Below are 22,599 nucleotides of genomic sequence, written 5' to 3'. Positions count from 1 at the left end.
GTGGATTTTTGTCGGAGCGAACCTGTGACGGATGGACGCACTGAAACCAGTGCTGTGCTTGGCGCACAAGAGCTGTTCGATTGTCGAACAACATCCCGGACGAAGCACAAGAGGACTCGCCGGGTGACGAGAAATCTTGTTCCCTACGCAGGCGCTAACCTGATCAGGTTCAACGGGATCCGGTATTTACCGATCTCAGCCTTCTAACAAGGCACCCCGACAAGAACGCGACCAGTCTAGACCATGGAGCAGGCAAATTGCCAATGGCGGTGCATTCATCGTGATGAATGGCGTAATTACAGGATTGTTGTGCCGTGATAGCGCCACTACACTCGGTGACTGCTTGAGGCCTTGACGCCAGGAATGGGCCGCCTTAGCCTTGGGCTCCAAATTATCACCGTAATATTATTCTAGGGATCGCCTCATGCTGCGCAAACTCTCACTGGCTCTTGCCGTGTCTTGTGCGACCAACGGAATGGTCTGGGCAGCTGAAGCGCCCCTGACGACCAAAACCGACCTGGTCAGCGTCTACCAGGAGGCAGTGGATAACAACGCCGACCTGGCTGCCGCCCGTGCCCAGTATGGCGCGCAGAAAGAAGTGGTGCCCCAGGCCCGCGCCGGTTTGCTGCCGAACCTGTCGGCCGGTGCCGACATCAATAACGTGCGCACCCAGCTGGATCAGCCCGCTGCTACGGTCAACCGCGATGCCCATTCCTGGCGCGCGACCTTGAGCCAGCCGCTGTTCCGCGCCGATCGCTGGTTCCAGTTGCAAGCCGCCGAAGCGGTCAACGAACAGGCTGCGCTGCAACTCTCGGCCACCGAACAGAACCTGATCCTGCAAAGCGCCGAAAACTACTTCGCCGTGCTGCGGGCCCAGGACAACCTGGCCTCCACCAAGGCCGAAGAAGCCGCCTTCAAACGCCAGCTGGACCAGTCCAACGAACGCTTTGACGTGGGCCTGTCAGACAAGACCGACGTGCTGCAATCCCAGGCCAGCTACGACACCGCACGGGCCAACCGGATCCTGGCCCAGCGTCAGGTGGACGACGCCTTCGAAGCGCTGATCACCCTGACCAACCGTCAGTACAACTCGATCCAGGGCATCGTGCACACGCTGCCGGTGCTGCCTCCGTCGCCGAACGACGCCAAGGCCTGGGTCGAAACCGCCGGCCGCCAGAACCTGAACCTGCTGGCCAGCAACTACGCCGTCACCGCCGCCGAAGAAACCCTCAAGCAACGCAAGGCTGGCCACGCGCCAACCCTGGATGCGGTGGCGCAATATGAAAAAGGTGACAATGACGCCCTGGGCTTCAGCAACCCCAGCGCGTTTGGCCAGCCGTATCACGGTGATGTGTCGCAGCGCACCGTTGGCTTGCAGTTGAGCATCCCGCTGTACAGCGGCGGCCTCACCAGCTCACAAGTGCGCGAATCCTATTCCCGCCTGGGCCAGACCGAGCAGCAACGCGAAGGCCTGCGTCGCCAGGTGGTGGAAAACACCCGCAACCTGCACCGCGCGGTGAACACCGACGTGGAGCAGGTGCAGGCGCGCCGCCAGTCGATCATCTCCAACCAGAGCGCGGTGGAAGCTACGGAAATCGGTTACCAGGTGGGCACGCGCAATATCGTCGATGTGCTGGACGCCCAGCGCCAGCTGTACACCTCGGTGCGCAATTACAACAACAGCCGCTACGACTACATCCTCGACAACCTGCGTTTGAAGCAAGCCGCGGGGACGTTGAACCCGGGGGATTTGCAGGATCTGGCGCGGTACCTGAAGGCCGACTACAACCCGGACAAGGACTTCCTGCCGCCGGACCTGGCCAAGGCGGCTGCGGCGCAGTTGAAGGCTAATCCCGGTTACTAAGCGCGCCGAATAACCCAATGTGGGAGCGGGCTTGCTCGCGAAGGCGGTGTATCAGTCGACCTATTCGTTGACTGACACTGCGCCTTCGCGAGCAAGCCCGCTCCCACATTTGACTTGTGTTGTCAGTGGTTAAGCAGCCTGCCCAACCCATCCAGCAAACGCTTCAACGCGCCCTGGTTGGCCCGCATCACCGCCAGCCCCGCCTGCCCCATCTTCTGTGCGTCCTGCGGCAGCTCGAACAAGCGCTGCACCGCCACCGCCAACCCCTCGGCATCGTCCACTTCCTGCAACGCGCCGGCGTTGCGCATCATCGCGCTGATTTCAAGGAAGTTGAACACGTGGGGCCCGCAGATAACCGGCTTGGCCAAGGCCGCCGGCTCCAGCGGATTATGCCCGCCCGTGGCGACCAGGCTGCCGCCAACAAACGCGCTGTCGGCCAAGGCATACAGAAACAGCAACTCACCCATGGTGTCACCGAGCAACACGGAGGTTTGCGCCGTCACCGCCTCGCCGCTGGAGCGACGTACCGTGGCAAAGCCCTGCTGCTGGCACAGCTCGAACATCGGGTTGAAGCGCTCCTGATGACGCGGCACCAGAATCAGCAAGGCATTGGGGTAGCTGGCAAGTAACTGCCGATGCGCCGCGAGCACCACTGCATCCTCGCCTTCGTGGGTGCTGGCGGCGATCCACACCGGGCGCTCGCTGGCATGCCATTGCTCGCGCAACGCAGCGGCGCGCTCCAGCAATTGCGGGTCGATGGTCAGGTCGAACTTGATCGAGCCGGTGACCTCGACGGTATCGGGCCGTGCACCCAGGCGGCGAAAACGCTCGGCCTCAGTTTCGGTCTGGACGGCGAACAGGCTCATTTCCGCCAGCATCGGCGCGGTCAGCTTGGCGAAGCGTCCGTAGCCCTTGGCCGAACGGGCCGACAGCCGTGCGTTGGCCAAGGCCACGGGAATCCCGCGTTGGGCGCACTGGTGAATATGGTTGGGCCACAGTTCGGTTTCCATGATCACCGCCAATGTCGGCTGCACGCGATCCAGAAAACGCTTGGCCGCACAGGGCAAATCGTACGGCAGGTAGCAGTGCTGGATGCGCGGCTCGTTGGCAAACAACGCCTGGATTCGCTCGGAACCGGTGGGCGTCATGCAGGTGACGGTGATGGGCAGCTGTGGATAACGTTCCAGCAGCCCGCGAATCATCGGCGCGGCGGCGATGCTTTCGCCCACCGACACCGCGTGCACCCAGATTCCGCCGGGCTGCATCGCCGGCAAACCCCAGGAAAAGCGCTCACCCACACGCTTGGCGTACGCCGGCGCCTTGCGAGCCCGCAGCCACAGACGTAAAGCCACCAACGGCAGCGCCAGGTAAAACAGACAGCTGTAGAGAGTTCTATTCATGGCGGCGGAGTTTATCGGCTTTTTCAGTCGATCGCCTGCAAGCACTCGGCAAAACGTTCGGCGAGGAAACGCGCGGCCGGACCGAGGGGCTCGTCGCGGCGCCAGACCAGTTCGACGACCAGGGCCGGCGGGGTCCATTCGCTGTCCAGTTCGACCATCTGATCCTGATAGCCCGGATACTGCACAACGTGCCGTGGCAGCCATGCCCAACCCAACCCGCGCGCCAGCCATTCGGCCAGTACGTAGAAGCTGTCGGCACGCCAGACTTGCGGGCTGGCGGCCTCGCTACCGGGATACACACTGGTCTGGGTCGCCATCAGTAACTGGCGAAACTGTGCGAGGCGCTGGCAATCCACGGTCTTTTGCGCCGCAAGGGGATGGTTCCTGCCGCAGACCGTGACCATCTCCACACTGCCCAGCACCCGGCGCTCCAACGCTTCGGGGATTTGATCGTGATAGAACAACAGGCCCAGATCCGCCTTGCGCTCCACCAATTTGCGCGCGACATCGCCTTGGGCGGCGCTGGACAACTGCACTTCCAGGCTGGGAAATTGCCCCGCCAATGCTTCGAGGCTGTCCAGCACCGGCTGATAGAGCATGGCCTCGTCCTGAGCCAGGCGCAGCCGCGCTTCTTCTCCACGCATCAACGACAGGGCACGACCATTCAGGCGCTCGCACTGGCGCAAGACCTCCCGCGCCTCTTCGAGCAACGCGGTGCCAGCCTCGGTCAAGCGGGGCTGGCGGCCGCTGCTGCGATCAAACAGGCACACGCCCAGGTCGGCCTCCAACAACGCAATGCCATTGCTGACCGCCGATTGCGCCTTGCGCTGGTCCCGCGCCACCGCCGAAAACGAACGCTGCTCGGCGACGCTGACAAACAGGCGCATTTGCTCAAGACTCCACTGCACGCTCATGGCTCAACCCATCTTTAATTCGGATAGGTAATGACTTTACCGCATCTGGTAAGTCTCTAGAATGCCGACCTTTGAATGCCGACCTTTGTAGGAGCGAGCTTGCTCGCGAAGGATCCGAGAGCGCCACGTTAAACCAGATGCACCGCGTTATCGTTGACGATTTTCGCGAGCAAACTCGCGCCTACGGTTGAACCCCTGTACCGAGGATTTACCCCATGAACGCCGCCTACTATTACCTGGCCATTGCCATTTGCTCGGAAGTGATCGCCACCGTTTCCATGAAAGCGATCAAGGGTTTCAGCACGCCGATCCCGTTGTTGCTGGTGATCGTCGGCTACGGCGTGGCCTTCTGGATGCTGACGCTGGTGGTGCGCACCGTGCCGGTGGGCGTCGCGTATGCAGTGTGGGCCGGGATGGGCATCGTGATGGTCAGCATCGCCGCGCTGTTTATCTACGGGCAGAAACTGGATGTCCCGGCGATGCTGGGCATGGGCCTGATTGTGCTCGGGGTGGTGGTGATTCAGTTGTTCTCGAAAACCGCCGGGCACTGATCACCGGCAAACAGCCTGTATACTGCGCCTCTTGTCTTGAACACTGAGGTCGCTGCATGCCATCCGTTATTTCCACCGACGTTCTGATCGTCGGCGCCGGGGTTGCCGGCCTCTGGCTCAATGCGCGCCTGCGCCGCCAGGGCTTTTCCACGGTGCTGGTGGAAAGCGCCACCCTCGGTGGCGGGCAGAGCGTGAAGTCCCAGGGGATCATCCACGGCGGTGCGAAATACGCACTGCACGGCGCCCTGACCGGCGCCTCCGAAGCCATCGCCGACATGCCCCGCCGCTGGCGCGAAGCCCTCGCAGGTAACGGCGAGCTGGACCTTTCGGGTGTGCGCCTGCTGTCCGAAGCCCATTATTTGTGGTCGCCGGGGACTATCGCCGGCAACCTCACCAGCTTCTTCGCCAGCAAGGCCGTGCGTGGCCGCGTCGACCAAGTGAAAGGCGACGATCTGCCACCTGCCCTGCAAGACCGCCGCTTCAAGGGCAAGGTCTATCGCCTGGCCGAACTGGTGGTCGATGTCCCGAGCCTGATCGAGCGCCTGGCCCAACTGGCCGGTGACGGCCTGCTGGCCGGGGAGCACATCGAACCCCTTCTGGAAGACGGCACGCTGGTCGGCCTGAAGGTCGATGGCCGCGAGATTCGCGCCCAGCGTATCGTCCTCAGTGCCGGCGGCGGCACGGCTGACCTGCTCAGTGCCCTGGGCCTGAGCCAGCCCGCCATGCAACGCCGGCCACTGCACATGATCATCGCCAAGGGCCCCGGCCTGAAGCCGCTGTACGCCCACTGCCTGGGCGGCGGCACCAAGCCGCGCATCACCGTTACCACACACCCGGCAGCCGATGGCAATTGGGTGTGGTACATGGGCGGTGATATCGCCGAAGCCGAAGGCGTGGCCCGTACGCCGGAGCAACAGATCACCACCGCCCAAAAAGAGCTGGCCCAACTCCTGCCCTGGATCGACATGAGCCAGACCCAGTGGGCCACCCTTCGGGTGGACCGCGCCGAGCCGCTGCAGTCGGGCCTGACCCGCCCGGACAACGCCTTCCTCGCCGAGCAGGGCCGCCTGCTGGTGGGCTGGCCCACCAAGTTGGCCTTGGCTCCGGACTTCGCCGACCGGGTGATCCACGCGCTGGAACGTGACGGCATCACGCCAGGCATCCCCGAAAAGCTGCCTGAACTGCCGAAACCCGCCATCGCCCAACCTGCCTGGGAGCATCTGCTGCCATGACCCTGCCGACCCTGCATGACCTTCACCGCCCGCTGGGCAGCACCGGCCTGCGGGTCTCGCCATTAGGCCTGGGCACCGTCAAGCTGGGCCGCGACCAAGGGGTGAAATACCCCAACGGTTTTCAGATTCCCGATGACGACGCCGCGCGGATGCTGCTGCGTCAGGCCCGCCAGTTGGGCATCAACCTGATCGACACGGCGCCCGCTTACGGCCGCAGCGAAGAACGCCTGGGCCCGCTGCTGCGCGGCCAGCGCCAGGACTGGGTGATTGTCAGCAAGGTGGGTGAAGAGTTTGCCGAGGGCGTGTCCCACCACGATTTCAGCGCGGCCCATACCCGGTTTTCCATCGAGCGCAGCCTGAAACGACTGGAAACCGATTTCATCGACCTGGTGCTGGTGCACTCCGACGGCAATGACCTGCATATCCTCAATGACTGCGAGGTTTACCAGACCCTGGCCGACCTCAAGCGCGAGGGCAAGATTCGCGGTTTCGGCTTCTCCGGCAAAACCGTCGAGGGCGGCGTGAAGGCTCTGGAACAAGGCGATTGCGCCATGGTCACCTACAATCTGAACGAACAGGCCGAGAAAGCCGTCATTGATTACGCCGCCGCGCACGGCAAAGGCATCCTGGTAAAAAAGGCTCTGGCCAGTGGCCATGTTTGCCTGGAGTCAGGAGTGGATCCAATTCACGCCAGTTTCATGCTGTTGTTTGCGCAAACTGGCGTTGCCAGTGCTATTGTCGGGACCATTAATCCGCTGCACCTCGCCCATAACGTGGCGACCGCTGCCAAGGTCATTCGTCAACTCTGATGCCGCCGACGCGGCCGACCCCGACGCAAGAAGGAGCCGACATGCCGCGAACGCTCATTAGAAAAAATCCAAGCAACTTCAAAACACTGCCGCTGCACGTCGAAGCCACACCCGAGGGTTTGAGTTACCAGAGCGTGGGCATGCCGCTCAACTTTGCCCAGACCCTGCAACGGCGCAAGCCGGTAGAGGTGAAAGACACTGAGCGTTTCGTACTGGAACTGGCCAACCTTGGCGTTTCGGTGCGCCTTACCCTGCACTGGCAGAATCGTGATTATTGGGTGCTGGTGCGCCAGCGCCGGCAAGACCGCGGCGATGTGGTGCTCAAGCTGATCTCCGGTTATGTGCCGGCCCACGAACTGAACCTGCCACTGCACACCGCCATTCAGGAAATTGCCGAGGAATGCCTGCTGGAAACCCCGGAAGGCTGGTTGGGCGGGCGCTTCAATGACACCTGGCTGCCGGCGCCCTACTCGTCTGCCCTGCACTACCGCGAAGCGTTGCCGTTTCGTCTCTCGCCGCTGTCCGGTGCCGCGCGCCCGGTGCGCTGCGCCACCATGCAATTGATTGAACGCCCTCGGGCCTATGTGCATCTGCCCACGGCTTCGCTGCAACTGATTTATGACTTGCGCCTGGAAGTGCCCAAGGAGGCCAAGTCCCTGAGCCTGTTTCACGTGGACGAGCGCCTGGAGGGTGACCAGTTGGTGGCCCGCCTGGACCGTCAGCGCCCGGACTTGTACCTGATGCCGCTGAAGGACGGTCAGCCGTGTGCGGAGCTGTATACCTTGAAGAAGGATCAGCTGTATCCGGCGAGTACGCGAGGGTTGTATCTGGCAGAAAGCTTTGCCCAGCAGGAAGGCTGGATCGTGCGTGATGAGCGGATTCGGTGGAAGGACTGGCTGCGTCAGCAGGGGCTGAGTGCACCTGAGAAAGAGTCGAAATTGAAGCGATTGACCGGAAGGGCCAAGCTGCTATTGAAGAAAATCGTCCCGCGCAAGCGCACCCGGTAACCTGCGGCAAGGGAGCAAGCGCCCCTGCCGCGCTCGGTCAGTTGCTGCGGATTTTTTCAACAATCGCCGTGGTCGAGCTGTTTTCCACCAGCCCCAACACTTTGACCTTGCCACCATAGGCACTGACGATATCGGCACCGACCACTTGGTCGACCGAATAATCACCGCCCTTGACCAACACGTCCGGCTTGACCTGGGCCAGCAGGCTTTCCGGGGTCGCCTCGGCAAAGCTGATCACCCAGTCCACCGCACCCAACCCCGCCAGCACCGCCATACGACGGTCGACGCTGTTGATCGGCCGGCCCGGCCCTTTCAAGCGGCTGACCGAGGCATCATCGTTGACCGCCACGATCAAGCGATCGCCCTGGGCCCGCGCCTGCTCCAGGTACGTCACGTGACCGGCGTGGAGAATGTCGAAGCAGCCGTTGGTGAAGACAATGCTCTCGTTATGGGCACGGGCATCGTCAATCGCCAGCAGCAGCTGTTCGATACTCAACACGCCGCGCTCCGAACCTTCGGAACGTTGGATGGCGCGACGCAACTCAGGTGCGCTGATGGCCGCCGTACCCAGTTTGCCGACCACTATGCCCGCCGCAAGATTGGCCAGGGCCACCGCGTGAGGCAGCTCTTCACCCGCGGCAATGGAAGCCGCCAGGGTGGAGATCACCGTGTCACCGGCACCGGTCACGTCGAACACTTCACGGGCCCGCGCAGGCAAGTGCATGGCCGGTTGATCGGGACGCAGCAAGGTCATGCCGTGTTCGCCACGGGTCACCAGCAAGGCGCCCAGGTCGAGGTCGGCCATGAGTTTGGCGCCCTTGGTCACCAGCTCGTGCTCATCGGCACAGCCGCCGACGATGGTTTCAAATTCGCTGAGGTTCGGCGTGATCAGGCTGGCGCCCCGATAAATCGAGAAGTCCTTGCCCTTGGGATCAGCCAGCACTGGAATGCCCCGGGCCTTGGCGGCCTGGATCAGCATCTGGTGGTTTCTCAGGGCGCCTTTGCCGTAGTCGGACAGCACCAGCACCTTGATGCCTTCAAGCAGTTCGTCGACCTGGGCACTGAGGGCCAGGGCATCGGTGGCGAAGGGTTCTTCAAAATCGATACGCAGCAATTGCTGGTGACGGCTCATCACCCGCAGCTTGACGATGGTCGGCTGGTGGGGGATGCGCTGGAACAGCGCACGCACGCCAGCACCACGCAGGCTGTTGGCCAGGCTGTCGGCGGCTTCGTCGTCGCCGGTCACACCCACCAGGGAGGCCGGGGCGCCGAGGGCGGCAATATTGAGGGCAACGTTGGCAGCGCCACCTGGACGGTCTTCGATTTGCTCGACCTTGACTACCGGTACCGGTGCCTCAGGGGAAATCCGTGAGGTACCGCCATGCCAGTAACGGTCGAGCATGACATCGCCGACCACCAAGACAGGGGCTTGATCGAATCGCGGCATGGACAACTTCATGGAGCAACCCACATACAAAATGAACAGGGGCGCGATATTACCACAGGGTTGTCAAAGGCTTGTCGGGGTGTGCAGAGAAGATATTGCGAGGGGAACGGAGTGAGGGGCCAGGCCCCCCACTCCGGTGCATCAGGTGATGTCGGCCGACACCGGCGCGTCCAGGCCCATGGCGTGCAGACGGGCGTAATAACCGTTCTGCGCCAACAGTTCGCTGTGGGTACCGCGCTCGACGATCCGGCCATCGTCCATGACCAGGATCAGGTCAGCTTTCTCGATGGTGGACAGCCGGTGGGCGATGACCAGGGTCGTACGGCCTTGCATGACCTTGTCCAGGGCGGCCTGGATATGGCGCTCCGACTCGGTGTCCAGCGCCGAGGTGGCCTCGTCGAGGATCAGCAGTGGCGCGTTCTTCAGCAACGCGCGAGCAATCGCCAGGCGTTGACGTTGGCCACCGGACAGCAGCACACCGTTTTCGCCGACCTGGGTATCGAAGCCCTTGGGCAACTGGTCGATGAAGTCCTTGGCGTAGGCATCGGCTGCCGCCGCTTCGACATCTGCCCGCGGTGCACCTTCGAGGTCACCGTAGGCGATGTTGTTGGTCACGGTATCGCTGAACAGCGTCACGTGCTGGGTGACCTGGGCGATATGTCGACGCAGGTTCAGCAGGCGATAGTCTTCGATCTCCACGCCATCGAGCAGGATCTCGCCGCTCTCGTGATGGTAAAAACGCGGGATCAGGCTGGCCAGTGTGGACTTGCCGCTACCCGAGCGCCCCACCAGGGCAATCATCTGCCCAGGCTCTGCGGTAAAGGTGATGTCCTTCAGCACATGACGCTCGGTGCCAGGGTAGGTGAAGTTCAGGTTGCGCACTTCCAGGCGGCCACTGACCTTGTCGCGCTCGATGGTGCCGCGATCGATTTCCACGTCTTCGTCCAGTTGCTCGAAAATGCTTTCGGCACCGGCCACGCCTTTCTGGATGGTCGAACTGACTTCAGAGAGCTGGCGAATCGGCTTGGGCAACAGGCCGGCCAACGTAATGTAGGCCACCATGTCACCCGCCGACGCATCCCCGCGAAGGTACAGCACCAGGAACATCAGCACCGCCATGGCGGTATAGATCACCAGCTGCAACGCCGGCGTGTAGATCGCGCCGGTGCGGGTCATGCGCAGTTGCTTGTTGGTGTTGCTCAGGCTGGCCTTGAGGAAGCGCTTCTGCTCATACAGCTCGCCGCCGAAGCTGCGCACCACGCGGTAGCCCTGGATGGTTTCCGAGGCGACGTGGGTCACGTCACCCATGGCGACCTGGATCTTCTTGCTCTGCTTGCGGAATTTCTTGCTCGCGGTCCTGACCATCACGGCAATCAACGGCAGGATGGCGATCATCACCAGGGTCAGCCGCCAGTTCATGAACAGCAGGGAGGCGAACAGGAAGATCACCGTCATGCCTTCGCGAATCACCACCTTGATGGCATCGGTCGCCGCACCGGTGACCATGGTCACGTTGAAGGTGATGCGGGAGATCAGGTGCCCGGAGTTGTGATTGTCGAAATAGCGGTTCGGCAGGGTCAGCAGGTTGTTGAACAGCTGCACCCGCAGGTCGTGAACCAGGCCCAGGGAAACCTTGGCCAGCAGGTAGTTGCCCAGGAACGAACCGAGGCCTTGCCAGGCGGCGATCAGGATGATCAGCAGCGGCACAGCCTGCAACAGTTGCAGGTCACGCAGGAAAGGCACCGTGGGGAACAACACCGCTTCAGGGTTGGACAGGCCGTCGACAAAGTACTTGAGGATGTACCCCAGCATCGGCTGGGTCGAGGCGAAAATCAGAAAGCCGACGATACTCAGCGCGAACAAGCCGGCATAGGGCTTCACGTAGCTGAGCAGGCGGAAGTATATTTTCAAGCTCGAAGGGCTTGCGCTCGGACTGGAGTCGGTCATATCACGCGGCGGTTTTGAAAAAGGAGGCTGACTTTAGCACAGCTTCTCTGTTGTACTTGCACCCGGCAAACCTGCGGCCAGGTTGGATCCAACAAGCGACATTATATAGCCACTACTTTAGTATGTTCGGCTTTCTCTCTCCAGGAACGGCTTTTCCGTATGCACTCAAAACGCTTCATCTATGGCTCAAATCGTGTATTCGACTTCCTGTGCCTATGGATTCTACCGATCGGCCTGTTGCTCCTCTTGAGCGCGCTGTTCTTTGTCTCCAACCGCAATGTCATGCATAAATTTTATTACGGCCTGTTCAGCGCCCCCACTTTGCTGCTGCTGTGCCTGCGCCCCAGGGAGCTGAGAGAGGTTCTACGCGAGCCGCTCGCCATCGCCTTCCTGTTGTTTTCTGCCTGGGCACTCACAAGCCTGTTCTGGAGTCCGGAAGCCCACCCGGACACTGACCTGTACAGGCGACCGCTGCACACATTCATGCTGTTTGCCGGGTGCGGCTTGTTGCTGCACTACCGCAATGACCTGTTCAAGCCGATCTTCTTCAGCGCCGCCGTCATCGCCACGGTCGTCTGCGCGATCAACCTGGTGTCTTTCGGTGCTGGATTCGAGCCCGGGATGCGCATGATCGGCGGTCGTGGAGCGCTCGATAATCCGCTGCTCAGCTCCCATGTATTCGGCTTTTTCTGCGTGTACTGGCTGTATGTCTGTGTCACCACCAAACGCTTGCATGCGCTTTGGCTAAGCGTCCCGGCGCTGGCGATCATGACTGCAGCAGTCTTGGCTACGGGTTCCAGAACACCGTTGGTGGCACTGGTTCTGGCGGTTTTCTGGATGGGTTTCCTCAGCCGAAATCGCCGCTCGGTGCTGATGATTGCCGGCCTGGTACTGGCGGCTGCCGCGCTATTGCTGTTTTACCCGCAACTGGTTACCGAACGCGGTAGCTCATTCCGCTTCGAAATATGGCGCATTATTCTGGGCCGTATCGCCGATCATCCATGGATCGGTCACAGCTACGACTCCGAGCTTTACGTGCAGCCTGCCAACTTTGCCTACGGCGCGCTCCGCGAACCTCACAGCTTCGCCTTGGGCGTGCTTTATTACGTCGGCATCATCGGCTTCATTCCGTGGGTCTTCATGCTCGGCTGGGGCCTCTACAAAAGCCTGAAGGCTCGCGCACAACCGCTGTTTATCCTGGCCTCGTCACTACTGGCCTACGGCACCGGTGCTGGCCTGACCGAAGGCGGTGGCATTCTCTCGCGACCAAAAGAGCACTGGTTCCTGCTGTGGATCCCGCTGGCCCTGATTGCTGGCCTGAGTATCGCCCAACGTCGCCGCAGCCTGCTGCGCATGCCTGTACAAAGCCTGAAGCCGCAGGCTTTCGAACAGCTGTGCAGCAACGCCCACGTGATTGAGGCCGACGGCCTGGGGCCCAAGGTCCTGCGCCTGGAAGATGGCAGTTTCCTGAAGCTGTTCCGCGCCCGGAACTGGTACACCTCCGGTAGCTTCAACCCGTATTCCCAGCGTTTTGCCAGTAACAGCGAGCAACTGCGTGAACGGGGCGTTCCCTCACCAGCGATTCTGGGACTCTATGAGTTGCCGGACCACAGCAGCGCTGTGCAGTACCAGCCGCTGCCCGGGCTGACCCTGCGCCAGGCCTTGCAAAGCCTGGACAGCAGCCTGCGCGAATCATTGATTGAGCGTTTCGGCCAGTTCATGGCGCAACTGCACGAGCGCGGCATCTATTTCCGCTCCCTGCACCTGGGCAACGTCCTGTTGATGGATGACGGTGAGTTCGGCCTGATTGACGTGGCCGACATGCGCCTCTACCCGTCGGCCCTGCGAAATGCCCTGCGCCAGCGCAACCTGCGGCACATGCAGCGTTATCCCCAGGATCGTAGCTGGTTGTTCGAAACCCATTTCGAGCAATTGGCCAAGGGCTATGCCTCGATCGCGTCGCCAAGCGCCACGGCGAAGATCCGTGATCAGGTGTTGAAGCTCAACAACCCGGTCGCGCAGGTCGCGAGCCCGGCGAAGTGATGATTTGAGCCGCTGAGGCTCCAGGGTTGCGGCCATTGCTGTACAGGCAATGGCCAGGCCCAACCGCTATGCGCTGCGCTGCGGCGTCAGGTACAACCGCACCAACCCACGCAAGGTCTTGCGCCCCCAGAACTTCAAGGGAATCTGCTTGAGGATCTCCCGCGCCAGCGGGCGGTCACGGTCGGCGGTCTTGAGGAACATCGAGTTCAGGAAGTTGTAGCGGACCTGATCGTAGGCAGGGTGATCACTGAACAATCCGTAGGACTTGAGGATGTTCTGAATCATGTAGCGATGATTCTTGTAGGTATTGGTCGCGTGCTGGCGATAACGCGCCATCACCACATTCAACACGTCGATGGTGTAACCGGCGTGGGTGATCTTCAATTCGATCAGCAAGTCTTCCAGGGGAATCTGCGGGTCGAAACCGCCAACCTCCTCCAGCGCATGCCGGCGGATCATCAGGGTCGGTGCCGGCGGGAACGGTTTGCGATCCAGAAACAGGTCATCGAAATCCAGGCTGCGAAACGGTAAATCACGACGCTGCTTCTTCTCCGGGTACGGCTTGCCGTCACCATCGATCAGCTCAATGTTGCCGGCGCAGATACCCACCTTCGGCTTGCCTTCCATATAGGCAACCTGGGTGGCGATGCGCTCCGGCAGCATGATGTCATCCGAACCGAAGGGCACGATCAGGCTGCCTTTGGCGCGGGCGACGGCACCGTTCAGGGTATTGGTCAGGCCCTGGTTCTGCTGCACCTGGAAATCAAACCCGTGTTCGGCCTGCAAGCGCTGAATGCGCTCCACGCTGTCATCCTTGGAGCCATCGTCCACCACCAGCAATTCGATGTTGGCGTAGGTCTGGCCAAGCACACTGAGGATGCTCTGCTCGATGTACGGCCCGTGGTTGTAGGACGCGATGATCACGGTGACCAGGGGTTGCTGCAGAGTCATGCTTTACCTACTTCACGCAGACCGGTTTCGATCAGGGTCAAATACTTGTGCCGGAACTCGCCCAGGGTGTGGTTTTCTTCCAGGTAGCGGAAGACTTGTTCGCCCTTGGCACGCAACTGCTCGTCGCTCAGCGCCAGGTAAGTGTCCAGCGCCGCCGCCAGTTGCTCGACATTTCCCGGGTCATGGGACAGGCCGCCCGCACCTTCCACCAATGGCAACATCGCCGGGCCGTTGGAGGCGATGACCGGCAGATGGCCGCTCATGCCTTCCAGCAGCGCCAGGCCCAGGCCTTCGAACAGCGACGGCATGGTCCAGATATCGAAACCGCGTACATACTTCATGCCATCTTCGCGAAACCCCAGCAGGTGCGCACGGCCGGTCAGGCCCAGGCGCTCGATGTCGGCACGCAGGTCCGCTTCAGCGCGGCCGGAACCGATGATCCCCACCTGGGCTTCAGGGTATTTGTCTTTCAGGGTGGCGAAGGCTTGCAGCAAATGAGTGTGGCCCTTGATCGGTACCAAGCGGCCCAAGGCGCCAATCATTCGGGCTTCCAGCGGCAAGCCCAACGCCTTGCGTGCTTCATCGCGAGGCAGCTGCAAGGCTTCGGCCTGGGGGATGTCGATGGCGTTGGTGACAAAGGTGGTGTTTTCACGGGTGAACCCACAGTTGAGGTCCACCAGGTAATCCTTGACCGCCGCCGACACCCCGACAAACCGCCATGCCGGGCTGACCCATTTCTGCGTCTGACGCCGACGGTAACCACGGGCGTACTCGCCGAAACCGTGGGAGATGCCAATGCACAGAGGGATTTTCAACCAGCGGTTGAGGGACAGCATCATGTTCACCGACTTGAAGCGGTTACAAATGACCACGTCGAATTTTTGCTCGCGGCAGTACTTGTAGATCTGCCACATGGCGCCGAAGCGAATGCCCTTGAGGGATTTTTCCGGCAGCTCGAAATAATGGGAGTGTTCAGCGACGCTCAGGGGCTGGCCAGGCAGCGGACGGCCGCTGAGAAACCCGGAGGTGACCTCGAAACGCTCAGCCGGCAAGGCCTTGACGATCTGCTCGCCGAGGTCGGCAAAGTCGTGGGTCTTGACGTTGTAGTCCGGCTGTAACTGCAAAACCTTGAAACGAGGCTTCATAACTCTCCATGCTGCAATCAGGCTGCGGGCACGCAGCCCGGCGAAAAAGGGGCGGCAGGCGCTGCAAGCCTGCCTTCAATAAGCACTCAATCCTGCTTCAACACCCAGAGCAACTCATGACGGCGCACCGCCTTGCGGAAGAACTCATTCTCTCCGTAAGGCGATGGACTCCGGCCTGCCAGCAATTGCTGCAACCACCTGCGCACGCGGCGCTTGAACGGCGCCCGCGGCTGCAGGTCGTGCATCATGCCCAGGGCCATGGCCTTGTCCTGCTGCTGGCTCAGGGTCAGCGGCAAGCTGCACGGCACAAGTTCACGGGAGGCGTCAAAACGCGGCGGCAAGGCCACGCCAGCGCCCGAGTCGCCCATGGGCCAGCGATCGTTATCATGCAGGTGGTTGGCGTAGCCGAGCAACGTGTCCGGTTGCCATTCCAGGCCGTGCAGGGCCTCGAGTATCGCGGCGTGGGCACAGATGTGATCCGGGTGCGGATCCAGCAAGGGTGTTGGCAACACGATCACCTGCGGACGCGCCTTGAGCAACAGCGCCCGCAGGTCGGCAATCAGGTTGTTCCACGTCGGCGCACCGTCCACGTCACCGGGCAAGGCCAGGGCATTGAACTGGCGAAACAGTCGGGTATCGTCCAACTCGGCTTCCCGGGAAGCCTGGGGCTGATCCGGCGCGGCCTGCATGGCCGGCAGTTGCATGCAGAAGTAGCCCAGTTGCACGCACTGCGCCTCGGGAACCCCCGCCCAGCGAGGCACAGTAACGCTGTCCCAGGCGCGCAGGCGGCCTTTGAGTCGTGCGGCGTCGGCCTTGGGCATACCCATGTGTTGATAGTGATCGGCTTCGATTTCGCCCGCCGTGAGGGTGACGATCCAGCTCTCATCGGCTTGACTATAGAGGCTGAAGGCGGCCAGTTCGGCATCGTCGGCATGGGGCGCGATGACCATCACCCGCTGGCGCCGGTAATCCGGCTGGCGGAACCGCCACAGCGTAGGCTGGCCCTTGATCCGGCAGAAGCGCCCGCGCAGGCGCAGTTTGCCGGCGGTCAGTGCCTCGCCCGCGCCGGTCAGGTTGAGGTAACGCCGACCTGCGACGCCGCGTTCAAAAACTTGCCGGTCCGGCGCATCAAGGCCCAGCAATTCTACGGCCGGGTCGAGAAAGCGTCCGAGCCAGGCACTTTTGAGTTCAATCGCAACGATCAGGGTTTCATCGCCCACCAGGGGCGTGTCCAACACCAGCCGCCCCGCTTCGAGACGCAGGCCCGCGCACTCGCTGCCCTCAGGAAACGCGTACTCATAGCCGTCTTTGGGCGAATAGAACAAATGGTCGGCAAACCAGGCTTCATGCGCCGCCCACAGCACCACCGCCAGCACCAGCGGCAACCACCAGGCCACCAGCACACCGACAGCCAGCAACAGCAACAGGCCAACCAACAGCGCGATACGCTTGTTGCGCCGATGCTGCTTGAGCAATTGCTGCTTGCGGCTCATACGCTGAACACCGGCACCGGGTTGCACCAGCGCTCCTTGTATTCACGGTCGGAACGCCCGAAAGAGAAGCGCAGGGGCTTGTCGCTGGCCCGCGCCTGTTCCCAGGCACTTTGGGTATTCAGGAAACTCAGCACGCTACCGGGGCTGAACGCTTTGGTTTCAGGGTCGACACCGCCGTTGACGTACTCGGCACTGATCCACGCCGGCGCCTGCACCTGATACACCAGCTGCACCGCAATCGCGGCGTCATTGAGAAACAGCACCGAGCCGAACAGGAACTCCTTGAGCAACTCCAATACTTCCGCCAGACGCTCGGCGCCTGCCGCTGGGAAACCCCAGCGCCGCTGGAACAGGTCGCAATAGATCGCTGCCAATTCGGTACTGGAAAACTCGCTGACCGCCCGCACCACGCCGCCCGCCTCTTCCAGCAAACGCAATTCACGACGCTGGTTGTAGCGAAACTTCTTCGACAGTTCTTCCGGTGTGCGTGCCATGGCCAACTGCTCGGCCTGGGGCTTGAGGGTGCTCACGTGCCCTTCGTTCAGCGCCGACAGGTAACGCGCTCGATGACGCAACGGCAGCTGCGCATCGGCGGCAATCGGCAGGATGATCTCGGCGTTACCCAGATCGAACAGGCCTTTTTTGCCTTTGCGCTTGAGCACGTCCTTGGACAGGGCCAGGTCGCGCCCCCAGGTGGCAATGGCGCCTTTCAGCTCGCCGTCCTGCTCCCAGCCCAGGTAACGCACCGGAATCTGCGCCAGGTGCGCCAGCCGCTCGACGATCTGCGGATGAGTCGCCACGCTGCCGCCAAAACGCTGCCAGGCCTGGGCGTAAACCTCGGCCTCGACAGGCGTCCAGCCACGTTCACGCCAGCCCTGGAAGCGGTTCAGCATTTAGACCACAGCGTCATAAGGGTCCACGCCGTCCTTGACCACGAGGATGTCTTCCATGATCAGGTACTGCAGGTCGGAGCCGAAAAACATATTCAGCGCATCGGTCGGCGAGCAGATCATCGCTTCGCCACGACGGTTGAGCGAGGTGTTCAGCGACACGCCGTTGCCGGTCAATACTTCCAACTCTTTCATCATGTCGTAGTAGCGCGGGTTGTACTCGCGCTTGAGCACCTGGGCGCGGGAGGTGCCATCTTCATGGACCACTTCCGGCACGCGGGTTTTCCACTCTTCCGACACTTCAAAGGTGAAGGTCATGAACGGCGCCGGGTGATCGACCTTGATCATCTGTGGCGCAACGGTGTCGAGCATCGACGGGCAGAAAGGCCTCCAGCGCTCGCGGAACTTGATCTGGTGGTTGATGCGGTCGGCCACGCCGGTGGCGCTCGGGCAACCGATGATCGAACGACCGCCCAAGGCACGCGGGCCAAACTCCATGCGGCCCTGGAACCAAGCCACCGGGTTGCCGTCGACCATGATCTTGGCGATGCGTTTCGGGGTGTTTTCGATCTGGCGCCACACCGGCTTGCTCGGGTGTTTGGCGCAGGCGGCGATCACGTCTTCGTTGCTGTAGGACGGGCCGAGATAGACGTGTTCCATCTTCTCAACCGGTACACCACGGGCATGGGACACGTACGCTGCCGCACCGACCGCGGTGCCGGCATCGCCGGACGCCGGCTGCACGAACAGCTCCTTGACGTCGTCGCGGGCAATGATCTTCTGGTTCAGTTTGACGTTCAGTGCACAGCCGCCGGCGAAGGCCAGCTTGCCGGTGTCTTTCAGGATGTCGCCCAGGTAATGGTCGATCATCTGCAACGCCAGCTTCTCGAACAGCGCCTGCATGCTCGCGGCGTAGTGGATGTACGGCTCGTCGGCGATGTCGCCTTCGCGCTTGGGCCCCAGCCACTCGATCAGTTTCGGCGAGAAGTAGAACCCCTTGCCCTTCTCTTTGTAGCGGCGCAGGCCGATGACGTTGGCGTAGTCGGTGTTGATCACCAGCTCGCCGTTCTCAAAGGAGGCCAGGCGTGAGAAGTCGTACTTGCTGGCGTCGCCATACGGCGCCATGCCCATGACCTTGAACTCGCCGTCGAGCATCTCGAAACCGAGGAACTCGGTGATAGCGCCATACAGGCCGCCCAGGGAGTCCGGATCGTAGAATTCCTTGATCTTGTGGATCTTGCCGTTTTCGCCGTAGCCGAAGAAGGTCGTGGCGTACTCGCCCTTGCCGTCGATCCCGAGGATCGCGGTCTTCTCCTGGAAGCCCGAGCAGTGATAGGCGCTGGAGGCGTGGGCCAGGTGGTGTTCAACCGGTTCGATCTTGATTTTCTTCGGATCGAAGCCCAGTTGCTCCAGGCACCAGACGATCTTGTTGCGATAGCGCTTATAGCGACGGTTGCCCATCAGGATCGCGTCGAGGGCGCGGTCCGGGGCGTACCAGTAACGCTTGGCATAGTGCCAGCGGGCTTCGCCGAACAGGCTGATGGGGGCGAATGGAATCGCGACCACGTCAACGTCGGAAGGCTTGATACCGGCTTGTTCCAGGCAGAACTTCGCCGACTCGTAGGGCATGCGGTTCTTTGCATGTTTGTCGCGTACGAAGCGCTCTTCTTCGGCGGCCGCGATCAGCTTGCCGTCGATATACAAGGCTGCGGAAGGATCATGGCTAAGGGCGCCGGACAGGCCAAGAATCGTCAATGCCACAGGGGTCTAGCCTCTTTTAGTCTGCATGCAGGCGCGTCACGCCTGAAAAAAGTGTGCTCCCCGCCTGGGCGAGAAACAGCTAAAGGGCGGGATTATAGCGTAAACACGTCCCGTGATGATCTAGGGATTGTGGCGACCGGTTGTCACTGCGGGGCTAGCGGAAAATCTCGATGCTGCCGTCCCTGTTCTGGCGGTAAACCGTGTAGGGCAGCACGAGGGTGTCGAGCAAGCCGGAGCCAACCAGCTCGGCGGCGAAGATCGGCAAGGAGCCGGAGGCATCGCGTGTGTGCTCTTTGGTGGTGTCGGGTGCGCCGTTCAGTGTGCAAAAACCGTAGATCACCCCGCTGTAGATACGCGGCACGTTTTCACAATAGCTGCGCGATTCCTTAAGGTTCTGGCTGGCGACGGCGTCCGGGCGGAATACCGTGTTGATGGTGCCGCAACCGGTGGTGGATACCAGTACAGCGGCGAGAAGAAATCGGGTGACAGGACTCATGGACAACTCCATTTGACATAAGTGTGGGCATTCACCCCTGCCCATACGACCCCACTGGATCCGTTTATGAACCCGGGCGCCAATAGATACCGAGGTTACCATCGGTACCTTGCTTGTAGACCGTATAGGGTAGGACCACTGTATCAACAATGCCCGAGACCGTTATATCCAAGAGTACAAACGGCATCATTACTCCAGTAAGGTCCGGCGCGGCATGCAGCAGGCAGAAATCAAAGGCAACACCGCTGTAGACACGGGGAATGGCCTGGCAATAGGTTTTTTGCTTCCTGAGCTCACGTGCCGCTACCGCGTCTTCGCGCAGCACGGTGTTGACCGTCCCACAGCCGCTCAACACAACGAGCCCAACGCTTAGTGCAAAAGTCATTTTTAGTCTCATCGCCAGCCCTCTGAATGGTCAGCAACGCTAGCATCGGCCCTGTAGGCGACCCAGACCCCGCGCGCCGCCGCGCCATGTAAGAGGATTCCGAAATGGTAAAAGCGGGCTGAAACGTTAAACTCGCGCACTTTTGTGTGTCATGGATCCTGGTTTACTCATGAAAGTTGTTGTGCCCACTCGTTTTGCGATGCTGCTTCCCGGACTGCTGGGCCTGTACAACGGCGCCCAGGCCGACGAAGCACCACTGGTCCTCGACCCCAGCGTGGTCACCGGCTCCCGCAGCGCCAGCCCATCGTTTGACCTGCCGTATTCGGTCGACAGCATCAGCCGTGAACAGATCAGCGACGGCCAACTGGGCATCAACGCCTCTGAAGCACTGTCCCGGGTGCCCGGCCTGGTGGTCCAGAACCGCCAGAACTATGCCCAGGACCTGCAGATTTCATCCCGCGGCTTCGGTGCGCGCTCGGCGTTTGGGGCCCGCGGCATCAAGCTGGTCGCCGACGGCATCCCCGCCAGCACCCCGGACGGCCAGGGCCAGGCCGCCACGTTCAACCTCGACACCGCCGAGCGCATCGAAGTCCTGCGCGGCCCGGCCGCCACGCTGTATGGCAGCAATGCGGGCGGTGTGATCCAGATGTTTTCCCGCAACGGCGAAGGCCCGCCGCGCATCGGCGCCGAGACCCTGGTGGGCAGTGATGGCCTGAGCAAAAACCACCTGACCGCCGAAGGCGCGGCAGACGGCGCAGGCTTCGTGCTCGATGCTTCGCGTATGGACACCGACGGCTATCGCGACCACAGCAGCGCCCGCCGCGACCAGACCTTCGCCAAGCTGAATGTCGAGCCGGATGACGACAGCAAACTGGCGCTGATCTACAGCAGCCTGGAGCAGAACGGCACCCAGGACCCGTTGGGGCAGACGTGGGACGCGTACAAAGCCGACCCACGCTCGGTGAGTCCCCTCGCAGAGCAGTACAACACTCGAAAAAGCATCGACCACCAGCAAGTGGGGATGAACTACGAGCGGTATTTTGGTGACGCGACGCTGCAAGTGAATGCGTATACCGGGCGACGCAGCGTGATTCAGTATTTGTCGATTCCCAAAGGCACACCCGCCAACGAACGCGGCGGCGGCGTGGTGCAGTTCGACCGCAAGTTCTACGGCGGCTCCGTGCGCTGGATGCAGCCGATCGACAGCGTGCCGGGTGAACTGATGATCATCACCGGCGTGGATTTCGACCAGAGCGAAGACAGTCGCCACGGCTATCAGAACTACAGCGGCAACACCCTGGGCGTAAAAGGTCAGCTACGCCGGGATGAAATCGATACGGCCCGCAGTCTCGACCCCTATATCCAGGCCAACTGGGCCATTGACCGCTGGACCCTGCAAGCCGGGGTGCGCCATAGCACCATGGAGCTGGACGTCGACGACCAGTTCCTGAGCAACGGCGACTCCAGCGGCAACAAGACCTACCAGAAGAACACCCCGTCCGTGAGCGTGATGTACGCCTTCACGCCCGACCTGCACGGTTACGTCAGCGCCGGCAAGGGTTTCGAAACACCGACCCAGGCAGAACTGGCGTATGCCCCGGGCAATATCGAAGGGTTCAACTTCGGCCTGAAGCCCTCCGAAAGCACGCAATATGAAGTGGGCCTGAAAGCACAGTTGAATGACACACGGGTCAACGCCGCCCTCTTCCAGATCACCACCGAGGATGAGCTGGTGGTGGACCAATCCATCGGCGGCCGTACCAGCTACCAGAACGCCGGCCGCACCCTGCGCCGCGGCTTCGAGCTGGGCATCGAAAGCCAGCTCAGCGAGCAGTGGAGCACCAACATCGCCTACACCCGCCTGCAAGCCACCTACGACAGCGACTTCGTCGGCGGCGGCAAACCTGTGGACAAGGGCAACTACCTCCCCGGCGTCCCGCAAACCACCTTATTTGCCGAACTGAACTGGAAGCCCCGGGACTGGGTCAGCACCGCCCTGGAAGGCATGTACCGCAGCAAGGTCTACGTCGAAGACACCAACCAGCAACACGCGGCGCCGGGCTACAGCGTCTTCAATTGGCGCGCACGGTTTGAACAGAAGGTGGAGCACTGGACGTTTCACCAGACCCTGCGCCTGGATAACCTGCTGGATCGCCAGTACGTAGGCTCGGTGATTGTCGGGGACGGCAACGGCCGCTATTACGAAGCGGCGCCAGGACGCTCGTGGTACGCCGGCGCCGGCGCCGAGTACACCTTTTAGCAAC

At 61.6% G+C, this 22,599-nt stretch carries 18 protein-coding genes and 1 riboswitch; of the genes, 7 read left to right on the top strand and 11 right to left on the bottom strand.

Annotation, left to right across the window (positions count from 1 at the left end; translation table 11 throughout):
• Nucleotides 1–123: 123 nt before the first annotated feature.
• Nucleotides 124–229: riboswitch (TPP riboswitch) on the bottom strand.
• A gap of 195 nt (nucleotides 230–424) precedes the next feature.
• Nucleotides 425–1,864, top strand: coding sequence for a TolC family outer membrane protein (locus HX855_RS10800; protein ID WP_177086321.1), 1,440 nt, complete (start codon nucleotides 425–427; stop codon nucleotides 1,862–1,864).
• A 122-nt stretch (nucleotides 1,865–1,986) separates the two neighbouring features.
• On the opposite strand, the gene waaA is transcribed toward HX855_RS10800, so the two are convergent.
• Nucleotides 1,987–3,264, bottom strand: coding sequence for a lipid IV(A) 3-deoxy-D-manno-octulosonic acid transferase (gene waaA, locus HX855_RS10795; protein WP_177086319.1), 1,278 nt, complete (start codon nucleotides 3,262–3,264; stop codon nucleotides 1,987–1,989).
• 23 nt (nucleotides 3,265–3,287) lie between these two features.
• Nucleotides 3,288–4,178, bottom strand: a complete 891-nt coding sequence (locus HX855_RS10790; protein ID WP_177086316.1) for a LysR family transcriptional regulator — start codon at nucleotides 4,176–4,178, stop codon at nucleotides 3,288–3,290.
• 215 nt (nucleotides 4,179–4,393) lie between these two features.
• Between HX855_RS10790 and HX855_RS10785 the strand changes: the two genes are divergently transcribed.
• From HX855_RS10785 to HX855_RS10770, 4 genes are read left to right on the top strand one after another with little or no spacing between them, the layout of a single operon-like run.
• Nucleotides 4,394–4,729 carry a multidrug efflux SMR transporter gene (locus HX855_RS10785; RefSeq protein WP_177041236.1) on the top strand — a complete coding sequence of 112 codons (336 nt, stop codon included), beginning with the start codon at nucleotides 4,394–4,396 and terminating at the stop codon, nucleotides 4,727–4,729.
• Between the two features lie 56 nt (nucleotides 4,730–4,785).
• Nucleotides 4,786–5,961, top strand: a complete 1,176-nt coding sequence (locus HX855_RS10780; protein ID WP_177086314.1) for an FAD-binding oxidoreductase — start codon at nucleotides 4,786–4,788, stop codon at nucleotides 5,959–5,961.
• Nucleotides 5,958–6,770, top strand: coding sequence for an aldo/keto reductase (locus HX855_RS10775; RefSeq protein ID WP_177086312.1), 813 nt, complete (start codon nucleotides 5,958–5,960; stop codon nucleotides 6,768–6,770). The genes HX855_RS10780 and HX855_RS10775 overlap by 4 nt, the downstream gene beginning before the upstream one ends.
• Before the next feature lie 41 nt (nucleotides 6,771–6,811).
• On the top strand, nucleotides 6,812–7,777 hold the full coding sequence (locus tag HX855_RS10770) for a metal ABC transporter ATPase (RefSeq protein ID WP_177086309.1): 966 nt from the start codon (nucleotides 6,812–6,814) through the stop codon (nucleotides 7,775–7,777).
• Nucleotides 7,778–7,814: 37 nt separating this feature from the next.
• Here the strand turns inward: HX855_RS10770 and hldE are convergent, their stop codons facing one another.
• Both hldE and msbA read right to left on the bottom strand, forming a co-directional pair.
• Nucleotides 7,815–9,236, bottom strand: coding sequence for a bifunctional D-glycero-beta-D-manno-heptose-7-phosphate kinase/D-glycero-beta-D-manno-heptose 1-phosphate adenylyltransferase HldE (gene hldE, locus HX855_RS10765; protein ID WP_177086307.1), 1,422 nt, complete (start codon nucleotides 9,234–9,236; stop codon nucleotides 7,815–7,817).
• 129 nt (nucleotides 9,237–9,365) lie between these two features.
• A complete protein-coding gene (msbA, locus tag HX855_RS10760) occupies nucleotides 9,366–11,171 on the bottom strand; it encodes a lipid A export permease/ATP-binding protein MsbA (protein WP_177086305.1) in 1,806 nt (601 codons plus the stop codon).
• 159 nt (nucleotides 11,172–11,330) lie between these two features.
• On the opposite strand from msbA, the gene HX855_RS10755 reads away from it, so the two are divergent.
• Nucleotides 11,331–13,214 carry a bifunctional O-antigen ligase/aminoglycoside phosphotransferase family protein gene (locus HX855_RS10755; RefSeq protein ID WP_177086303.1) on the top strand — a complete coding sequence of 628 codons (1,884 nt, stop codon included), beginning with the start codon at nucleotides 11,331–11,333 and terminating at the stop codon, nucleotides 13,212–13,214.
• 66 nt (nucleotides 13,215–13,280) lie between these two features.
• Here HX855_RS10755 and HX855_RS10750 read toward each other — a convergent pair whose 3' ends face one another.
• The 7 genes from HX855_RS10750 to HX855_RS10720 all read right to left on the bottom strand — a co-directional run bounded on the left by HX855_RS10750 (nucleotide 13,281) and on the right by HX855_RS10720 (nucleotide 20,347).
• On the bottom strand, nucleotides 13,281–14,165 hold the full coding sequence (locus tag HX855_RS10750) for a glycosyltransferase (protein WP_177086301.1): 885 nt from the start codon (nucleotides 14,163–14,165) through the stop codon (nucleotides 13,281–13,283).
• A complete protein-coding gene (locus HX855_RS10745) occupies nucleotides 14,162–15,310 on the bottom strand; it encodes a glycosyltransferase family 4 protein (RefSeq protein ID WP_177086299.1) in 1,149 nt (382 codons plus the stop codon). The genes HX855_RS10750 and HX855_RS10745 overlap by 4 nt, the downstream gene beginning before the upstream one ends.
• A gap of 86 nt (nucleotides 15,311–15,396) precedes the next feature.
• Nucleotides 15,397–16,803 carry a PIG-L deacetylase family protein gene (locus HX855_RS10740; protein ID WP_177086297.1) on the bottom strand — a complete coding sequence of 469 codons (1,407 nt, stop codon included), beginning with the start codon at nucleotides 16,801–16,803 and terminating at the stop codon, nucleotides 15,397–15,399.
• Nucleotides 16,800–17,696, bottom strand: a complete 897-nt coding sequence (locus tag HX855_RS10735) for a GNAT family N-acetyltransferase (RefSeq protein WP_177086295.1) — start codon at nucleotides 17,694–17,696, stop codon at nucleotides 16,800–16,802. Before HX855_RS10735 ends, HX855_RS10740 begins: the two co-directional genes overlap by 4 nt.
• A complete protein-coding gene (locus HX855_RS10730) occupies nucleotides 17,697–19,454 on the bottom strand; it encodes a carbamoyltransferase (RefSeq protein WP_076015509.1) in 1,758 nt (585 codons plus the stop codon).
• 154 nt (nucleotides 19,455–19,608) lie between these two features.
• On the bottom strand, nucleotides 19,609–19,950 hold the full coding sequence (locus HX855_RS10725; protein ID WP_375140074.1) for a YceK/YidQ family lipoprotein: 342 nt from the start codon (nucleotides 19,948–19,950) through the stop codon (nucleotides 19,609–19,611).
• Between the two features lie 64 nt (nucleotides 19,951–20,014).
• A complete protein-coding gene (locus HX855_RS10720) occupies nucleotides 20,015–20,347 on the bottom strand; it encodes a YceK/YidQ family lipoprotein (protein WP_177086291.1) in 333 nt (110 codons plus the stop codon).
• 157 nt (nucleotides 20,348–20,504) lie between these two features.
• Between HX855_RS10720 and HX855_RS10715 the strand changes: the two genes are divergently transcribed.
• Complete coding sequence (locus HX855_RS10715; protein WP_177086289.1) at nucleotides 20,505–22,595, top strand: TonB-dependent receptor; 2,091 nt, start codon at nucleotides 20,505–20,507, stop codon at nucleotides 22,593–22,595.
• The last annotated feature ends 4 nt before the right edge of the window (nucleotides 22,596–22,599 follow it).

The organism is Pseudomonas sp. IPO3778, assembly GCF_013386825.1.
Taxonomy (GTDB): domain Bacteria; phylum Pseudomonadota; class Gammaproteobacteria; order Pseudomonadales; family Pseudomonadaceae; genus Aquipseudomonas.
The sequence above is the reverse complement of the archived record's forward strand: the minus strand, read 5'-3'. Positions and strand labels throughout refer to the sequence as shown.